Below are 13,365 nucleotides of genomic sequence, written 5' to 3' on the forward strand. Positions count from 1 at the left end.
ATTAGCTAAATTCTAACATAAAATTATTGAATAGATTGCTAAAATCAAGCTAAGAAACGAAGGACAAATATGACAAAGATAAAAGTAGTTACTGACTCTTCAGTACAATTAACTTCTCAAGAAATCGAAAAATATGGAATTACTGTAGTTCCATTGACCATAACTATTGACGGTAAAAATTACGTAGATGGGGTAGATATTACACGAGCTGATTTTGTTAAAAAGATGAATGAAGCTGCTGAATTGCCAAAGACTAGCCAACCATCAATTGGAGTATTTGAGAAAACGTTTAAAGATTTAACTAGTGATGGTAGTCAAGTTATTGCGATCTTTTTGGCTAGAAGCTTAAGCGGAACAATCGATGCAGCCCGTCAAGCAGCAGAAATAATTGGTAAAAGCGATGATATTGTTTTAGTTGATTCTGAACTAACTGATAGAGCAGAAGGATTCCAAGTTTTAGCAGCCGCTAAAGACGCACAAGCTGGTAAGTCAATGGATGAAATTTTGGCCCATGTTAACAAAATTAAACAAAGCCAAAAATTAAATATGATGGTTGTTGACTTGAAGAACTTGATTAGAGGTGGACGCTTAGGTGCTTTGTCAGGACGCATTGCTACTCTGCTTAATATCAGAATTGCATTGAAGATGCCAGGCGGAAAGCTAGAGGTAGCTAAAAAAGGTCGCGGCAAGAAGTTTTCAAAGGCATTTGATGAAAAAGTCTTAGCTGATATTGAAAAAAATAAAGATCGCATCAAAGAAGTGGGAATTTCTTATGTTGATACTCCCGAAGTAATGCAAGAGTTCGCAGACAAGATTAAAGAAATTAACCCCAATATCGATGTTTTAGTTAAAGAAACTAGCCCAATTATTGCTACTCACGCAGGCAATGGGGCTTATGCAATTTTATATTATGTGGAGTAATTAAAAATGGCTTATAGAGAGAGTTTTTATCGTTTTTTGATGACTCAAAAAGATCCTGATTCTATAAATGATGTTGCCCAGTTCGCAAATAATGCGCAAAATGACAGTCAATTTCCAAAACAAGAGCAAGACTATGAAAAATTATCTGAATATTTAGAATTGAATGCTCCATATTTACCAAGCATGACAATTTTTGATGAAGCATATCAAATGTATTTAGATAAAATGAGCAATTAAGGAAAAATAATGAGTAAGAATGAATCTGATCAACTTCAAAAACAAACAAGCAACAAGAAATTTTATTTTTCTAAACCAGCTCAATTTATATTAACCGGAATTTGTGGCGCTTTGATTGGTGGCGGCGCAGTATATGGCTATCAATACTATGAGAGTCAAAATTCGCCTTTAGTTAGTGTTGAAAAAGTTTATAATCAGCTTGAAAAAACCTATTACAGAAAAGTTGATACAAGTAAACTCCAGCAAGGTGCAATTAATGGGATGCTTGGCAGTCTAAATGATCCTTATTCAGAGCAATTATCTGGAAGTAGTCAAGATCAAGTCAATAGCGTTTTGGAAGGCAATAGTTTTGGCGGCGTTGGCATTCAAATGCAAGTTAAAGACAATAAAATATTAGTTAATTCTATTGTCAGCGATTCTCCTGCTTCTAAGAGCAATATTAGGCCGGGAGATGAAATCATAGCAGTTGATGGTAAAAAAATTTCTGCTAATGAGTTTCAAAAAGTTTCTGGTTTAGTTAGAGGTAAAAAGGGTACCAAGGTTACTTTGCAGCTTAAACGCAATAACATAGAATTCAAAGTCACTTTAACTCGTGCAACTATCAAGCAATCTAGTGTTTCTGTTAAAAATGATCAAAATGCAACGATTATTACCATTAGTCAGTTTGATTCCAATACCAGCAAAGACCTTAAAAAGGCTCTTAAAAATATTAATACCAAGAAATATCCAAAATTGATTATTAATTTGCAAGATAATCCTGGTGGCGTAATGTCTGGTGCATTAGAATCAGCCTCTTACTTTTTACCTAATGGTAAGAAAATCATGACCTACCAAAGTAGAAAAGACAAAAAAGTTATTCGTTCTTCAAATAAGTTAGCAGGTAATTTTAAAACTAAGCTGAAACCAATTATTTTGATTAATAGTAATACTGCCAGTGCTAGTGAGATTTTTACTGCGGCTTTGGTGCAAAATAATTGTGCAGTTACTGTGGGACAAACTAGTTTTGGCAAAGGTACAGTACAAGAAGTCGGCGCTAGCGATAATGTAGAATATAAATACACTATTGCAAAATGGTTGACTCCAAATGGAGATTGGATTAATCATAAAGGTATCAAGCCTACTTATCCTGTTAAGATATCTTCTTTAGCTGATTTACCACAATTTCAAACTAGTCAGGTTTTAAAGAAAAATACGATGGGATTAGATGTAGCAATTTTGCAGCAGTATTTAACCGCTTTAGACTATATGACTACGCATTTAACTGGAGTATTTGATTCGCAAACTGAAAATGCGGTAATTAGTTTCCAAAAGGCTAATAATTTAAAGCCTACAGGACAAGTAGATGCTAGTTTGCGTCAGAGTTTGTATTTAGCTGCTGCACAAAAATTGCAATCCAATGATCCTGCAATGCAGAAGGCTTTAAATTTAAATTATTAGGAGGGATAAAAATGGCTAATATTCAATGGTATCCAGGTCATATGAATAAGGCTAAAAATCAATTAGAAGATAATTTAGATTTAATTGATGTATTGATCGAAGTTCTAGATGCAAGACTTCCAGTTTCTTCACGTAATCCTATGATTGGACAATTGACTAAGAAAAAGCCGCATATTGTAATTTTGAATAAGTCTGATTTAGCAGATCCTATTCAAACCAAACTATGGACTAAATATTTCCAAAAAGAGGGCAGTTTTGTCATGTCAATGGATGCCCAACATAATACCAATATGACAGCTTTGTTTAAGCTAATTAAATTAGCTGCAAAAGAAAAAACTGAAAAACTTGAACAAAAAGGCGCCTCTAATCCAGTGATTAGAGTTGCATTAGCCGGCATCCCTAACTGTGGTAAATCCACTATTATTAATCGTTTAGTGGGAAGAAATGCAGCTATTGTCGGCGATAAACCAGGTGTCACCAAAGGCCAAAGCTGGTTGAAGACAAAAACTAATGTTCAAATTCTTGATACTCCAGGTATTTTATGGCCTAAATTTTCTGATCAAACAGTTGGTTATAAACTAGCTGCTTGTGGGGCAATTAAAGAAGATATTTTTCACGCGGACGACGTGGCATTATTTGCAATTAATTTTCTAAAAGAAAACTACACTAAAGATCTTGAAAAGTTTGCACGACTTAATATTGACCAAATTAATGATTTGTCAGATCCAGATCTATTGTTAGAAATGACTCAAAATTATGGGATGCGAGACGATTATGAACGTTTTTCTAAATTTATGTTATTGCGTCTTAGAAAAGGACGAATAGGAAGGATAACTTTTGATTTAAGATGACAGTTACCGAAATTAAGCAATTATTAGCTTCTTGTCACGTTTCAAAAGAGCAATTAGATGAGTTAAGCCAGGACCCTAGAAAAGGTGTCCAAAAACTGATTAACTCATATTTAAAAAAGCAAGAAAAATTAGCTGTAAAAAAAGAAGCTTTTTTGCAGCGTTTTTCTTTTGAAAAAAAGTATTGGGATAAAGGACTAAAAGTTGCCGGAGTTGATGAAGTAGGGCGTGGTCCTTTGGCCGGTCCAGTCGTAACAGCAGCTGTCATTTTGTCAGAAGATTTTGACTTAATTGATGTTAATGACTCAAAAAAGTTATCACCTAAAAGGCGCTTAGAACTTTTTCCTAAAATTTTAGATCAGGCTGTTGCAGTCAGTGTAGGATTAGCTAATAATGATGTGATTGACCAAATAAATATTTATGAAGCTGATCGCGTAGCAATGGCGCATGCAGTCGAAGGCTTAACGATAAAACCTGATGCTTTACTTGTTGATGCCATGAATGTTCCTGTTGATTTACCCCAAACATCTTTAATTAAGGGCGATAGCAAGTCTAATTCAATTGCGGCAGCAAGTATTGTAGCTAAAGTCTTTCGAGATAGCTTAATGAATGCATATGGCGAAAAATACCCGCAATATGGTTTTGACCAAAACGCCGGATATGGCACTAAACAACATATTGAAGCATTAAAAAAATATGGTCCAACTCCAATACATCGAATGACTTTTGCTCCAGTGAGCGAATTTAATAAAAATTAATTAATAAAAATATCTTCAATTTGTGTAATACACTATGGAGGTATTTTTTGATGAATCCAAAAGAATTTTGCCTAAGATTAAAATTACAAAAAGGCTTAGGATATGCGTCTATTAAAAAAGTCATTGATCAATTGGGATATTACGAAGAAAAAATAAATTTTGACTTAATTAATGAATTAGAGTTATCATCTGATCTACGTAATAAAATTTTTGATGCAATGACAGATGTTCGTTTTGAAAAATGCATTGAAAGAATTTTATTACAATGTGAAGTAATTACCATTTTTGATCCAATATATCCTGATAAACTGAAAGAAACTTTTGATCCACCAATAGTGTTATTTGCTAGAGGAGATTTAGAGTTACTAAAGAAAAAGATAACAGTGATTGTTGGTTCACGTACTCCTACGCAATATAGTCGCAAGGTTTTACAAGAACTTGTGCCTAATCTTATAAAACAAGATTTTGTTATAGCCAGCGGCTTAGCGAAAGGCGTAGATGGAATTGCTCACGAAGAAACACTAAAAAATAATGGTGAAACTATTGCCGTGGTTGGAAATGGTTTGAATCATTTTTATCCACGACAAAACATGGAATTACAAAAAGAAATTATTAAACATGGTTTATTATTAAGTGAATATTTACCAGATACTCCGCCATTGCCTTTCAGATTTCCAGAGCGAAACATAATATAAAAATATGGAGAACCAGAATATTGATTTATCAGTATTTATGATAAACATAAAACTATAGAAATATATAAAAGTTTTAAAGTTGGCACACATTTGGCACACAAAAAAAGCTATTTACGATTTTATCGCAATAGCTTTTTTGTGTTAACGGATTAATTATATCTCTAAAAGAATGTATTTTCAAAGAGCCCGACTATTTGACTCTCGTCGATTTTCTTAGATTCCTCAATCAAATATCCATAAGTATCTAGCGTTGTTCGTAAACTACTATGTCCCATTCTTTGCATGACATAATACCAATCGACTTTCTTATGAAGCAATATAGCAGCTTGTGCGTGTCTTAAAGTGTGGGTGGTAAAACCATCCATAGGCAAATTTAAAATAGCTAATACACGCTTTAATTCGAATCCTACGCTTCTTTCGGCTGGAGGAAGTCCTGTGGTTGGAGATCCGAAAACATACTCTGAGTGATTATGCTCTTGCAGTTCATCAAATAATGAAAATATTTGAGGTGGAACCACAATAGTTCTATAAGAGTGTGCAGTTTTTGTTGGGCCCAGCTCTCGGGTAATACTATCAAAGGAATGGTGTATATCAATTGTATTATTTTGGGGATGCAGATCTTTCTGCCTAAGCGCTAATGCTTCGCCAATTCTGGCGCCGGTCAAGATTTGCATGATTAAGACATAATCACAAATATTACCTTTATCTTTGCCCGCCTTACGCCCATATTTAGTGATTTCTGATGCTGACATCAAAAAAGGGGAGCGTCTTTCCAAGAGCTTATTTAAGATGTCTTGTATATGTGCTAAAGATGGAAGCTTGACTTTGTCTTTTTTAGTTCTTTTATGTGATCCTCTACTGATTTTAGACCCATAAGTAAAATCGCTAAGTATGATGTTTTCTTGAATTGCTCTTTTAACGGCAACATGATATTTTTTGTGATACATTATAATACTCGATTTAGCATAATGCTTAGCTAAATAGTTTAAAAATGCTTGCCACTTCATAGGGGTAATACTTTTAATTCTAGTGTCGCCCCAATAGGATTCAAGTACTTTGCGAGCTGATCCAAAAGACCTTTTTGTCTCAGGGCGACAGTGAGGTTCAGTAAACACCTTGTAGCATTTCCAAAAGTATTCTACGAAGACAGGATCAGAACCAATGCTCACACCCTTATTAAGCTGGGTGTTTTTTTCATCAAACCAAAGAGTAGCTTCTCGCTTGGTCTTAAATCCGCCTTGAGATGTGCTATGACGGGCTTTATGCTGGTCACGCCAAAATACTCTAGCAGTCCATGTTTTGCCACGTTTGTAAACGCCCATTGATAAATTTCCCCCAATCTTCTACAATAGAGGAGACAAAAGGACTCTGAGAGATCTTTTTGTCTCGAAAATTACTTTTTGTGCTAAGTTGATTAGGCTTAGCGCTTCTCTGGCTTCGTGATGTGGGTGATTAGTCACGGAGCTTTTTGTTTATTCTCCAGGATTAGGCATCTGCGGAATATCGGAACTATAGTCGTCATTTTGCGTTTGTTGGTCTAGGTCTTTTTCTTTCTGAGTATAAGAGCCATCGGCATTCATATATCCATTGCGCTTAGCCCAATCAATTTGACCTTGTACCCAAGCATCTGGAGAGCCATTAGGATTTGCACCAGCTGCATGATCTTGTCCTTGCAAAGTAGGGGCACCTTTAGGATCGTATCCTCGCTGTCTATTAATCTCACCTTGAGTTAGCTGACGCTGAGGTTGTTGTTGCTGGCTTGAATTGGCATTCTGCTGATTATTAGCCTGCTTATTCTGAGGCTTTGGTTGATTAGCCTTTGCCTTTTTTATTCTTCTTAGAATCTTTTTTAGCTACAGACTTTTTCTTATTCTGTTTAATTCTCTTAGAAACTTTGTGTTTAGCTTTTTTTACTGTTTTGGCACTTTTAGCTGAGCTAGTAGTAGATCGTGTTTGATTAGAGCATGCACTTACTGTTAATCCTAGCAAAGCTAAGGCTGTAGCTGAAATTATATATCTCTTTTTCATTATTATTCCTCCGTAGTGTATAAGTTTAACGTCATTGACACCTTTGGACGAATATACATGAAGGTTCCTAACTAGTAATATCAATTTTACTTATTCATTTGTTATGATTTTCAGTCATTAACAAACCTCCAATTTTTATTTTCATATCCTGTAGCTATCCGAAAGGGTAGCTTTTTTTCTTAAAAATAAAATCTACTATATAGATCTTTTGCATAGATCTTTTGCTACTCGAACACAATGATCTCGTAAGTAAGCCGGAATATTGTAATAATGCATGAATTGATCGACGTTCCATTCACTTTCTGGAATTTCTTCAAAATAATATCTCATTAAAATAATAGCAGCTAATTTATCAGCGTCACTTTCTGCTCTAGCTTTACTACCATCGCTGGCTTCATATAGGGCAGTAGAATCTCCATGAATAACATGACTCATTTCATGTGATAAATGTCTACAAAGATCGTTTACATCATGCCAATTCATATTCATTATTACTGCATTACGTTTAGAATCAGATGCAGGTAGATCATAAGGCTCCCCATGAGAATCCCAAATAATTCGGATGCCGTGTTTATCGGCGAACTGTTTTAAGTATTCCATCGTTAATTCATGACCGTCAATCATCTAATCACTTTCTTTGCTTATTTTCGTTATCCGTTTCATCTAATGCTTTAAGAAGAGCGTAATACCTTTTTTTCGTATTATCACTAAGTGGCTTACCATTTAGTGTAGCAAGTACAGTATCATCTTCTAATTCATCAAGATTAATTTTTTTTGTTTGTGCAGATTTATGTTTTTGCCAATCATCCGTTTCTCCCAATAAATATTCAGGAGTAGTGTGAAGTGCCTCAGCAATTGCATTGAGTGTGGTTTTACGAGGTGAAACGCCCTGCTTGTAACGGTAAATAGCATTTGGGCTGTTAAATCCGGATTTGAGTGCAACTTGTCTAATACTCATTCCTCGTTTGTTAGCTATTTCTTGAATTTTTGAAAAAATTACATATCCATTCTTTGTTGTCATATCAAGGTTCTCCTAGATTATGACAGATAAAAGCACACATAAATTAATATTTATCTGTTGCAAAATACACAGTGTGTGCTATTATTATTTCTGTCAGGTAAAAGTAATAAGAAAATATTAACCGCAAACATCTAACGATCTGTCAAATTGTGTGTGATGATTACTTGTTAATGCTTATTTCTTATATCTAGATATTACACCATGTGTGTGAAGTTATCAATTAAATATTAACTTTTTTGCACAAAAAATGAAGGGACGTGAATTAATAATGCCATTAGAGGAACAACTAGATCAAGCAAAGCAAGCTTTAACAATTGCAATAAAAAAGAAAATGCTTGAAAAAGGATGGTCACAGGCGGAGATTGCTGACACTCTTCAATTAAATAGAGGGGTCGTTAGTCGAGCAATTAATGGAGATGCAAATCCTCAATCTGTCGAGACTAGAAGAAAGATCTATAAGATTTTGGGAATGGAAGGTGAATAATGATGAAAAACAAAATGCAGCTATTTAATTTTGAAGGAAAAGGATTCAGAGCTTTAAAAATTGATGGCGAGCCATGGTTTGTTGGAAAAGATTTGGCAACAATTCTAGGCTATTCAAATACTAGAGATGCGCTAAATAAGCATGTCGATGATGATGATAAGAATACCGTCGCAATTCGCGACGGTATTACAAGAGGAAATCCTAACCAAACTATTGTTAATGAGTCAGGGATGTACAGCTTGATCCTTGGAAGTAAATTACCTAATGCTCATAAATTTAAGCGTTGGGTAACTCATGAAGTTCTACCGGCTATCAATAAGACCGGCGTTTATATGACCGATGAGAAAGCATATGACATAACGCACGACCGTTCAGGAAAAACACTGGCTGATTTACTTGAGCAAGCTGCTAACCAGCTTAAGCAAAAGGATATTCAAATCGAAGAAATGAAGCCTAAAGCTTTATTTGCTGATTCAGTAGCAACTAGTCACACCACAATCTTAATTGGAGATTTAGCCAAGATCTTGCGTGGCAATGGAATTCAGATCGGTGCAACCAGATTATTTAGTTGGCTTAGAGAACACGGATATTTAATTTCAAGAAAAGGTTCTGATTGGAATATGCCAACGCAAAAGTCAATGAATTTAGGCTTATTCAAAATTAAGGAAACTACCATTAACCACTCAAATGGTGCAACTTCAATTAACAAGACTCCAAAAGTAACAGGCAAAGGTCAGCAATACTTCATTAACAAGTTTTTGAAAGAGCAAAGGTATTAAGAATGACATTATTTGCGAAAAATACTAAAGATCCTCAGCAAATGAAAAGGAGAAAAAAATGATTATATTTTCAGTGCGCGAAGGCAATGATATACCAATGAAATCTAACGAATTAACCGAGGAACTCATTAATGTTTTAAAAAAACATCATACAAATTATACGGATGCAAAAAAAGCACTTGATTATGTCAATCAAGCACTTTTAAACCATTTACTCAGCAAAACAAAGCTTTAATTTAAAGCTACCTTAGCAGAGTAAAAAGATGAGGATTAAAAAATGGACGAAGAATTTTTGAAAGAATTAAGAGATTACACTATTAAGCAAATGAAAGCTAATAAGTCGCCAGAGCAAATTGCAAAGCTAGTGGCAGAGCTAATGAGTGCAGACAGATAAAAATGTGAGGTGGCAAATATGCAAGTGACCATTTCTAAAGATGAACTTAAGCAAGCCATTGTTGAAATCATGGATGAAATGGGTTTTGTGCCTAAAGAATCCATTGAAGGCAAAACAATTACGTTAGGTCAATTCAAAAAGAAATATTGTCCTGGCAAGAGTTTGGATTGGATCAAGACAGAGATCTTTTATAAATACAAGCCAGACTTTGTAGCAAATATTCATCCCGGTACAGGCAGTTCATTTCGCATTTATGAAAAGCAAGCCGCTAATTGGATGGAAAAGAATAAGGAGAAATTGCCTTGGTAGATATGAGTTTAGATAAAAAAACCAAAAACAAAATCAACGATCTAAGAAACATGTCATTTGATTTTGATTTAGACACTAAAAAGCTAATGAACGATTTAGGCGTATTTCTCAAAGCAGATATGGAGTCTTGGGTACAAGCCAATATTATGAACTATGTCAAAATTGGTGGACTTCACAACAAGGAAGAGGAATAAACATGGTAGATGGACGAGAGCTTCTAACACTGATGCAATCTGTAGATTCTTTATATAGAACCAAAATTGAGAATTTTATAGTTGATGCGGATCTTTCGGCTAAGCAAACTGAAGCATTAGCTGGATTAGTTAATGTTCTAATTGTTGAGGTATCTGAGACAGTAACACAACAAAAGGAAGATCTTAAGAAAAAAATTATTAATTTAAAGGCCGAAATGGAGGATATGGATACTCAAATTAGCATGCGTGATGATGAAAATCTTGAATTGCAAGACGAAGTCGATAACTTGAGAGCTCAAGTAGAAGATTTAAATCAACAGTTAGGCAAACAAAATGATTAAGTGGATGAAGAATTTTTTGATAACCAATAGTACATTCTGGGCTGTATGGGCTTTAGCAATCGTGCTGTTAACAGGCGTGACATTATTAGTATCAGTTATCCGAGTAGTAATTGGAGTAGTTAAATTTGGACTTTAAAAGGGAGGTAATACAAATGGATAGCAAGCTTTCATTTGAAACACAAAGAGGATTATTTTTTTCAAGCAATGCGATGACAGACGGGGAGCAGCAAGGACATCATCAATTATTCTTTGGAAGCGTAATTTCTGATCGCATCAAAAAAGGAGAAATGATTGAGATTACAAAATAACTCAATTACTTCTCCAACAAAAATAAAAATATTAAAGGTATAACAAGGTAAGTATAACACATTATGACGAAGAATAAATTTAATGTTTCAGAAAGTTCAAGAATCAAATTCATAGCTGACAGATATTTGCCAGAGGGAACTTTATTAGTGCCTATTTCAGATCATCTTATGCAAGCCGTTGTTAATCCTATTAAGTTTGTGCAAGACAAGCTCAATGAAATGGGCTATGAAGAGTTTTGTGAGTTCTATGATATAGAGCCACAGCTCTTAGCAACAATGTTTTTAAAACGCAATTTTAACCTCAGCTATGCTAGATGGTTCATTGAAAACTATTTAGGAGGATACATTGTCAGAAGAAGAAAGTCTCGTCCCAATAAATAAAGACGATTTCAAAGTTGTCGTTAAGCCGGCAAGTATTGAGTTTGAAAATGGTCAAGCTCTAGACAAAATAGTTGATGACATGGCTAAGAGATATACGGGATTAGTCGTTACTACAAAGAATTATAAAGAGTCAAGGGCTCTTAAATCGGATTTAAGCAAGGTTAGCAAAGCTTTAAACAGATACCGCATAGATAAGTCTAATGAAGCTAAAGAACCTATTGAGGACTTTAAAAATCACGTTGATGCATTGATTAAGAAGATTGATGCTACATCGCATGGTTTGGACGTTCAAATCAAGCAATTTCAAGAAACTGCAAGAAAGAATAGGCAAGCCGGATTATATCCTCAATATCTCAAGATCTTAGATACATACGGTGTAACAGAGGAACAAGTTTCTTATAATCCCGACTATAACAAGACGACTTGGTCATATCCAAGAATGGTTAGAGATATTAAATCTCGCTGCGAATCTTTTGTTAAAGAACAAGAGATGCAAAAAGAGATGCGTCAAACGGTTATTAGTCAAGCTAAAAAGCTTGCAATTGGATCTGAACCATTTTTAGACCAATTAAAAACCAAGTCTTTATCTGACGTATTAACCAACATGGAAAACTATAAGCAAGATCTTATTAATATTGAAAAAGAAAAAACAGAGAGAAGAAAGGAATATGAGAATGCTAATCACAAAGTGGTTGGCAACAAAGTGATTGATACCTCAACTAGTGAAATCGTTGATGAAATCCATACGTTTTTGCTCAAAATAAGTCTTACTAAGTACCAATACGATAACCTTATGCGCTATCTGCGAGACAACGGAATTGAGGGTAAGATCACTAAACTCAAGGGTAATAGTGATGTTCAATAGAGAATTTAGTGAAAATGAGAAAGAATACTTAGATCAAAAATTTAAGCAACTTACAGAAGATTTTATGAGTGGACGTCTAATCTACCTAGCGACGCAAAAAAACTCTCAGAGATCAAAAATTTGCTTTCTGGGATAGCTCACAAGCAAGATGCCATCCTTAGTAATCAAAATGCAATTATCGACCAGCAAAAAGAAATTTTGAGACCAAAAAAGATTAAGCCTAAAAAGCTTGCGGAATTGTTTTCAGATAATCTTTCAAATGCGTCCCATTCTCTGAAAGACAGTAAAGATAGCAAAGATGATAGCCCTGTATATGATGGCACTACTGCTCACTGGAGAGAGCTACCTACTCAAGAAAGGACCAAGCCAAGACTTTCTATGAGAGCCTTGGCTAGAGCACTCAACGTAACTACACAATTCATAGGACGTAGAGCGAGACACGGAAAAATGTTCCCAGCGAAGTTTGAAAAATCGCACAATGTTTTTGGTGAATGGCGTAAAGGAAAGTACACGTATATGTGCAACGGAAAGCTAAGAAGCACCGTGATGTTGCAATTCTACTTTTCTGATTATGGCATTGAGAAAGTAAAGGAGTTAATTAAAGAATGACGGCAACCAAAGCAGATTCCACTAGTAAGGCAAAATCAACCAAGCAAAATGATTCAGCATTCAGATCTATTCAAGAAAAGATGTCTGTTTCAAAGACCTTAAACAATTCATACGGTAAGTTTGATTACTTCAACCTAGAACTTGTCTTGAATGTATTAAAACCGCTCTTAGCAAAGCATAATGCTCGTCTAGTGCTCAAAACAGAACCGATGACAGTTGGCAATTATCTTTATCAAAATGCCACAGCTAAATATATTGATCCCGACTTTGAGATTGAAACCAGCTATGCAGCCCGTGAGGATGCACAAAAGAAAGGTATGGACGCACCGCAAATTTCTGGCTCTGCTGCTAGCTATGCCAAAAAGGGCGCATTAGCTAATTTGTTCTTAATTGACGATGGTTCAACTGATCCTGACTCAAACAAGTATCATGGCACCCAACAAGCTAAAACCACTAAGCCAGCTAGAACGCCAAAACAAGCTCCAACAAAAGCTCAAAGCAATGTAAATGAGCTTAAGAAATACACCGATGAGGAATTGACTAGACAGCAAGTCAAATACAACGGTGCTACTACCAATATTTTCAACGTTTACTCCCAAGTGCTTGATAAGAAATCAAAAGATCATGAGAACGCAAGCAAGTGGTGGAGAAATTGGTTTAATCAACCAACAACACCACAAGGAAATTTGATTAGGCAATTCACTGAATTTTATTTAAGAGCACAGAAAGCCAAAGAAGCTAAGAAAGAGAGTTAAC

22 protein-coding genes and 1 pseudogene are annotated in these 13,365 nt (G+C 35.1%); 18 read left to right on the forward strand and 5 right to left on the reverse strand.

Annotated elements, in window-relative coordinates:
* Positions 1 to 69 precede the first annotated feature (69 nt).
* The 6 genes and pseudogenes from BN55_RS03365 to BN55_RS03390 form a co-directional block, all read left to right on the forward strand.
* The gene (locus BN55_RS03365; RefSeq protein WP_008470361.1) at positions 70 to 921 is read left to right on the forward strand and encodes a DegV family protein; all 852 of its coding nucleotides are present in this window, start codon (positions 70 to 72) and stop codon (positions 919 to 921) included.
* A 6-nt stretch (positions 922 to 927) separates the two neighbouring features.
* Positions 928 to 1,158, forward strand: a complete 231-nt coding sequence (locus BN55_RS03370; RefSeq protein WP_008470362.1) for a YozE family protein — start codon at positions 928 to 930, stop codon at positions 1,156 to 1,158.
* Between the two features lie 9 nt (positions 1,159 to 1,167).
* Positions 1,168 to 2,595: a S41 family peptidase gene (locus BN55_RS03375; RefSeq protein ID WP_008470363.1), complete on the forward strand. Its 1,428-nt coding sequence runs from the start codon at positions 1,168 to 1,170 to the stop codon at positions 2,593 to 2,595.
* A gap of 11 nt (positions 2,596 to 2,606) precedes the next feature.
* Positions 2,607 to 3,446, forward strand: a complete 840-nt coding sequence (gene ylqF / locus BN55_RS03380) for a ribosome biogenesis GTPase YlqF (RefSeq protein ID WP_008470364.1) — start codon at positions 2,607 to 2,609, stop codon at positions 3,444 to 3,446.
* Positions 3,443 to 4,201 (forward strand): ribonuclease HII, encoded by a 759-nt coding sequence (locus BN55_RS03385; protein ID WP_008470365.1) that lies wholly within the window; start codon positions 3,443 to 3,445, stop codon positions 4,199 to 4,201. The genes ylqF and BN55_RS03385 overlap by 4 nt, the downstream gene beginning before the upstream one ends.
* Positions 4,202 to 4,251: 50 nt before the next feature.
* Positions 4,252 to 4,893 (forward strand): annotated as a pseudogene (locus BN55_RS03390) (DNA-processing protein DprA); the annotation flags it as partial.
* Between the two features lie 164 nt (positions 4,894 to 5,057).
* On the opposite strand, the gene BN55_RS03395 reads toward BN55_RS03390, so the two are convergent.
* From BN55_RS03395 to BN55_RS09545, 5 genes are all read right to left on the reverse strand, one after another.
* Positions 5,058 to 6,218, reverse strand: a complete 1,161-nt coding sequence (locus BN55_RS03395) for a site-specific integrase (protein ID WP_008470369.1) — start codon at positions 6,216 to 6,218, stop codon at positions 5,058 to 5,060.
* A gap of 150 nt (positions 6,219 to 6,368) precedes the next feature.
* Complete coding sequence (locus tag BN55_RS03400) at positions 6,369 to 6,572, reverse strand: hypothetical protein (protein WP_008470370.1); 204 nt, start codon at positions 6,570 to 6,572, stop codon at positions 6,369 to 6,371.
* 136 nt (positions 6,573 to 6,708) lie between these two features.
* Positions 6,709 to 6,924, reverse strand: a complete 216-nt coding sequence (locus BN55_RS03405) for a hypothetical protein (RefSeq protein WP_008470371.1) — start codon at positions 6,922 to 6,924, stop codon at positions 6,709 to 6,711.
* A gap of 195 nt (positions 6,925 to 7,119) precedes the next feature.
* On the reverse strand, positions 7,120 to 7,548 hold the full coding sequence (locus BN55_RS03410; RefSeq protein WP_008470372.1) for a M48 family metalloprotease: 429 nt from the start codon (positions 7,546 to 7,548) through the stop codon (positions 7,120 to 7,122).
* 4 nt (positions 7,549 to 7,552) lie between these two features.
* Positions 7,553 to 7,945, reverse strand: coding sequence for a helix-turn-helix domain-containing protein (locus BN55_RS09545; protein ID WP_008470373.1), 393 nt, complete (start codon positions 7,943 to 7,945; stop codon positions 7,553 to 7,555).
* A gap of 268 nt (positions 7,946 to 8,213) precedes the next feature.
* Between BN55_RS09545 and BN55_RS03420 the strand changes: the two genes are divergently transcribed.
* The 12 genes from BN55_RS03420 to BN55_RS09550 all read left to right on the forward strand — a co-directional run bounded on the left by BN55_RS03420 (position 8,214) and on the right by BN55_RS09550 (position 13,364).
* Positions 8,214 to 8,429, forward strand: coding sequence for a helix-turn-helix domain-containing protein (locus tag BN55_RS03420; protein WP_008470375.1), 216 nt, complete (start codon positions 8,214 to 8,216; stop codon positions 8,427 to 8,429).
* Positions 8,429 to 9,208, forward strand: a complete 780-nt coding sequence (locus tag BN55_RS03425; RefSeq protein ID WP_008470376.1) for a phage repressor protein/antirepressor Ant — start codon at positions 8,429 to 8,431, stop codon at positions 9,206 to 9,208. Before BN55_RS03420 ends, BN55_RS03425 begins: the two co-directional genes overlap by 1 nt.
* 58 nt (positions 9,209 to 9,266) lie before the next feature.
* Positions 9,267 to 9,443, forward strand: coding sequence for a hypothetical protein (locus BN55_RS09930; protein ID WP_008470377.1), 177 nt, complete (start codon positions 9,267 to 9,269; stop codon positions 9,441 to 9,443).
* Positions 9,444 to 9,620: 177 nt separating this feature from the next.
* Positions 9,621 to 9,911 (forward strand): DUF771 domain-containing protein, encoded by a 291-nt coding sequence (locus tag BN55_RS03430; protein WP_008470379.1) that lies wholly within the window; start codon positions 9,621 to 9,623, stop codon positions 9,909 to 9,911.
* Positions 9,905 to 10,105, forward strand: a complete 201-nt coding sequence (locus tag BN55_RS03435; RefSeq protein WP_040469199.1) for a hypothetical protein — start codon at positions 9,905 to 9,907, stop codon at positions 10,103 to 10,105. Before BN55_RS03430 ends, BN55_RS03435 begins: the two co-directional genes overlap by 7 nt.
* Positions 10,106 to 10,107: 2 nt before the next feature.
* Positions 10,108 to 10,446, forward strand: a complete 339-nt coding sequence (locus BN55_RS03440; protein WP_008470382.1) for a hypothetical protein — start codon at positions 10,108 to 10,110, stop codon at positions 10,444 to 10,446.
* Positions 10,439 to 10,582, forward strand: coding sequence for a hypothetical protein (locus BN55_RS10205; RefSeq protein ID WP_156408983.1), 144 nt, complete (start codon positions 10,439 to 10,441; stop codon positions 10,580 to 10,582). The genes BN55_RS03440 and BN55_RS10205 overlap by 8 nt, the downstream gene beginning before the upstream one ends.
* A gap of 16 nt (positions 10,583 to 10,598) precedes the next feature.
* A complete protein-coding gene (locus tag BN55_RS09935; RefSeq protein ID WP_008470386.1) occupies positions 10,599 to 10,754 on the forward strand; it encodes a hypothetical protein in 156 nt (51 codons plus the stop codon).
* Positions 10,755 to 10,817: 63 nt separating this feature from the next.
* Positions 10,818 to 11,135, forward strand: coding sequence for a hypothetical protein (locus BN55_RS03445; protein ID WP_008470387.1), 318 nt, complete (start codon positions 10,818 to 10,820; stop codon positions 11,133 to 11,135).
* Positions 11,101 to 12,000: a DUF1351 domain-containing protein gene (locus BN55_RS03450; protein WP_008470388.1), complete on the forward strand. Its 900-nt coding sequence runs from the start codon at positions 11,101 to 11,103 to the stop codon at positions 11,998 to 12,000. The genes BN55_RS03445 and BN55_RS03450 overlap by 35 nt, the downstream gene beginning before the upstream one ends.
* A gap of 120 nt (positions 12,001 to 12,120) precedes the next feature.
* Entirely contained in the window at positions 12,121 to 12,609 is a 489-nt protein-coding gene (locus BN55_RS03455) for a hypothetical protein (RefSeq protein ID WP_008470390.1), read from the forward strand.
* Complete coding sequence (locus BN55_RS09550; protein WP_008470391.1) at positions 12,606 to 13,364, forward strand: ERF family protein; 759 nt, start codon at positions 12,606 to 12,608, stop codon at positions 13,362 to 13,364. Before BN55_RS03455 ends, BN55_RS09550 begins: the two co-directional genes overlap by 4 nt.
* Position 13,365: the final 1 nt, after the last annotated feature.

The sequence above is a fragment of the Lactobacillus hominis DSM 23910 = CRBIP 24.179 genome (genome assembly GCF_000296835.1).
GTDB lineage: Bacteria > Bacillota > Bacilli > Lactobacillales > Lactobacillaceae > Lactobacillus > Lactobacillus hominis.

Excerpts from the sequence above, each read along its gene's own strand:
- BN55_RS03365 (WP_008470361.1), top strand. The coding sequence starts at position 70 with ATGACAAAGATAAAAGTAGTTACTGACTCTTCAGTACAATTAACTTCT.
- BN55_RS03445 (WP_008470387.1), top strand. The coding sequence starts at position 10,818 with ATGACGAAGAATAAATTTAATGTTTCAGAAAGTTCAAGAATCAAATTC.
- BN55_RS03410 (WP_008470372.1), bottom strand. The coding sequence starts at position 7,548 with ATGATTGACGGTCATGAATTAACGATGGAATACTTAAAACAGTTCGCC.
- BN55_RS03405 (WP_008470371.1), bottom strand. The coding sequence starts at position 6,924 with ATGAAAAAGAGATATATAATTTCAGCTACAGCCTTAGCTTTGCTAGGA.
- BN55_RS03395 (WP_008470369.1), bottom strand. The coding sequence starts at position 6,218 with ATGGGCGTTTACAAACGTGGCAAAACATGGACTGCTAGAGTATTTTGG.
- BN55_RS09930 (WP_008470377.1), top strand. The coding sequence starts at position 9,267 with ATGATTATATTTTCAGTGCGCGAAGGCAATGATATACCAATGAAATCT.
- BN55_RS09545 (WP_008470373.1), bottom strand. The coding sequence starts at position 7,945 with ATGACAACAAAGAATGGATATGTAATTTTTTCAAAAATTCAAGAAATA.
- BN55_RS03385 (WP_008470365.1), top strand. The coding sequence starts at position 3,443 with ATGACAGTTACCGAAATTAAGCAATTATTAGCTTCTTGTCACGTTTCA.
- BN55_RS03420 (WP_008470375.1), top strand. The coding sequence starts at position 8,214 with ATGCCATTAGAGGAACAACTAGATCAAGCAAAGCAAGCTTTAACAATT.
- BN55_RS03425 (WP_008470376.1), top strand. The coding sequence starts at position 8,429 with ATGATGAAAAACAAAATGCAGCTATTTAATTTTGAAGGAAAAGGATTC.
- ylqF (WP_008470364.1), top strand. The coding sequence starts at position 2,607 with ATGGCTAATATTCAATGGTATCCAGGTCATATGAATAAGGCTAAAAAT.
- BN55_RS09550 (WP_008470391.1), top strand. The coding sequence starts at position 12,606 with ATGACGGCAACCAAAGCAGATTCCACTAGTAAGGCAAAATCAACCAAG.
- BN55_RS03370 (WP_008470362.1), top strand. The coding sequence starts at position 928 with ATGGCTTATAGAGAGAGTTTTTATCGTTTTTTGATGACTCAAAAAGAT.
- BN55_RS09935 (WP_008470386.1), top strand. The coding sequence starts at position 10,599 with ATGGATAGCAAGCTTTCATTTGAAACACAAAGAGGATTATTTTTTTCA.
- BN55_RS03430 (WP_008470379.1), top strand. The coding sequence starts at position 9,621 with ATGCAAGTGACCATTTCTAAAGATGAACTTAAGCAAGCCATTGTTGAA.
- BN55_RS10205 (WP_156408983.1), top strand. The coding sequence starts at position 10,439 with ATGATTAAGTGGATGAAGAATTTTTTGATAACCAATAGTACATTCTGG.
- BN55_RS03440 (WP_008470382.1), top strand. The coding sequence starts at position 10,108 with ATGGTAGATGGACGAGAGCTTCTAACACTGATGCAATCTGTAGATTCT.
- BN55_RS03375 (WP_008470363.1), top strand. The coding sequence starts at position 1,168 with ATGAGTAAGAATGAATCTGATCAACTTCAAAAACAAACAAGCAACAAG.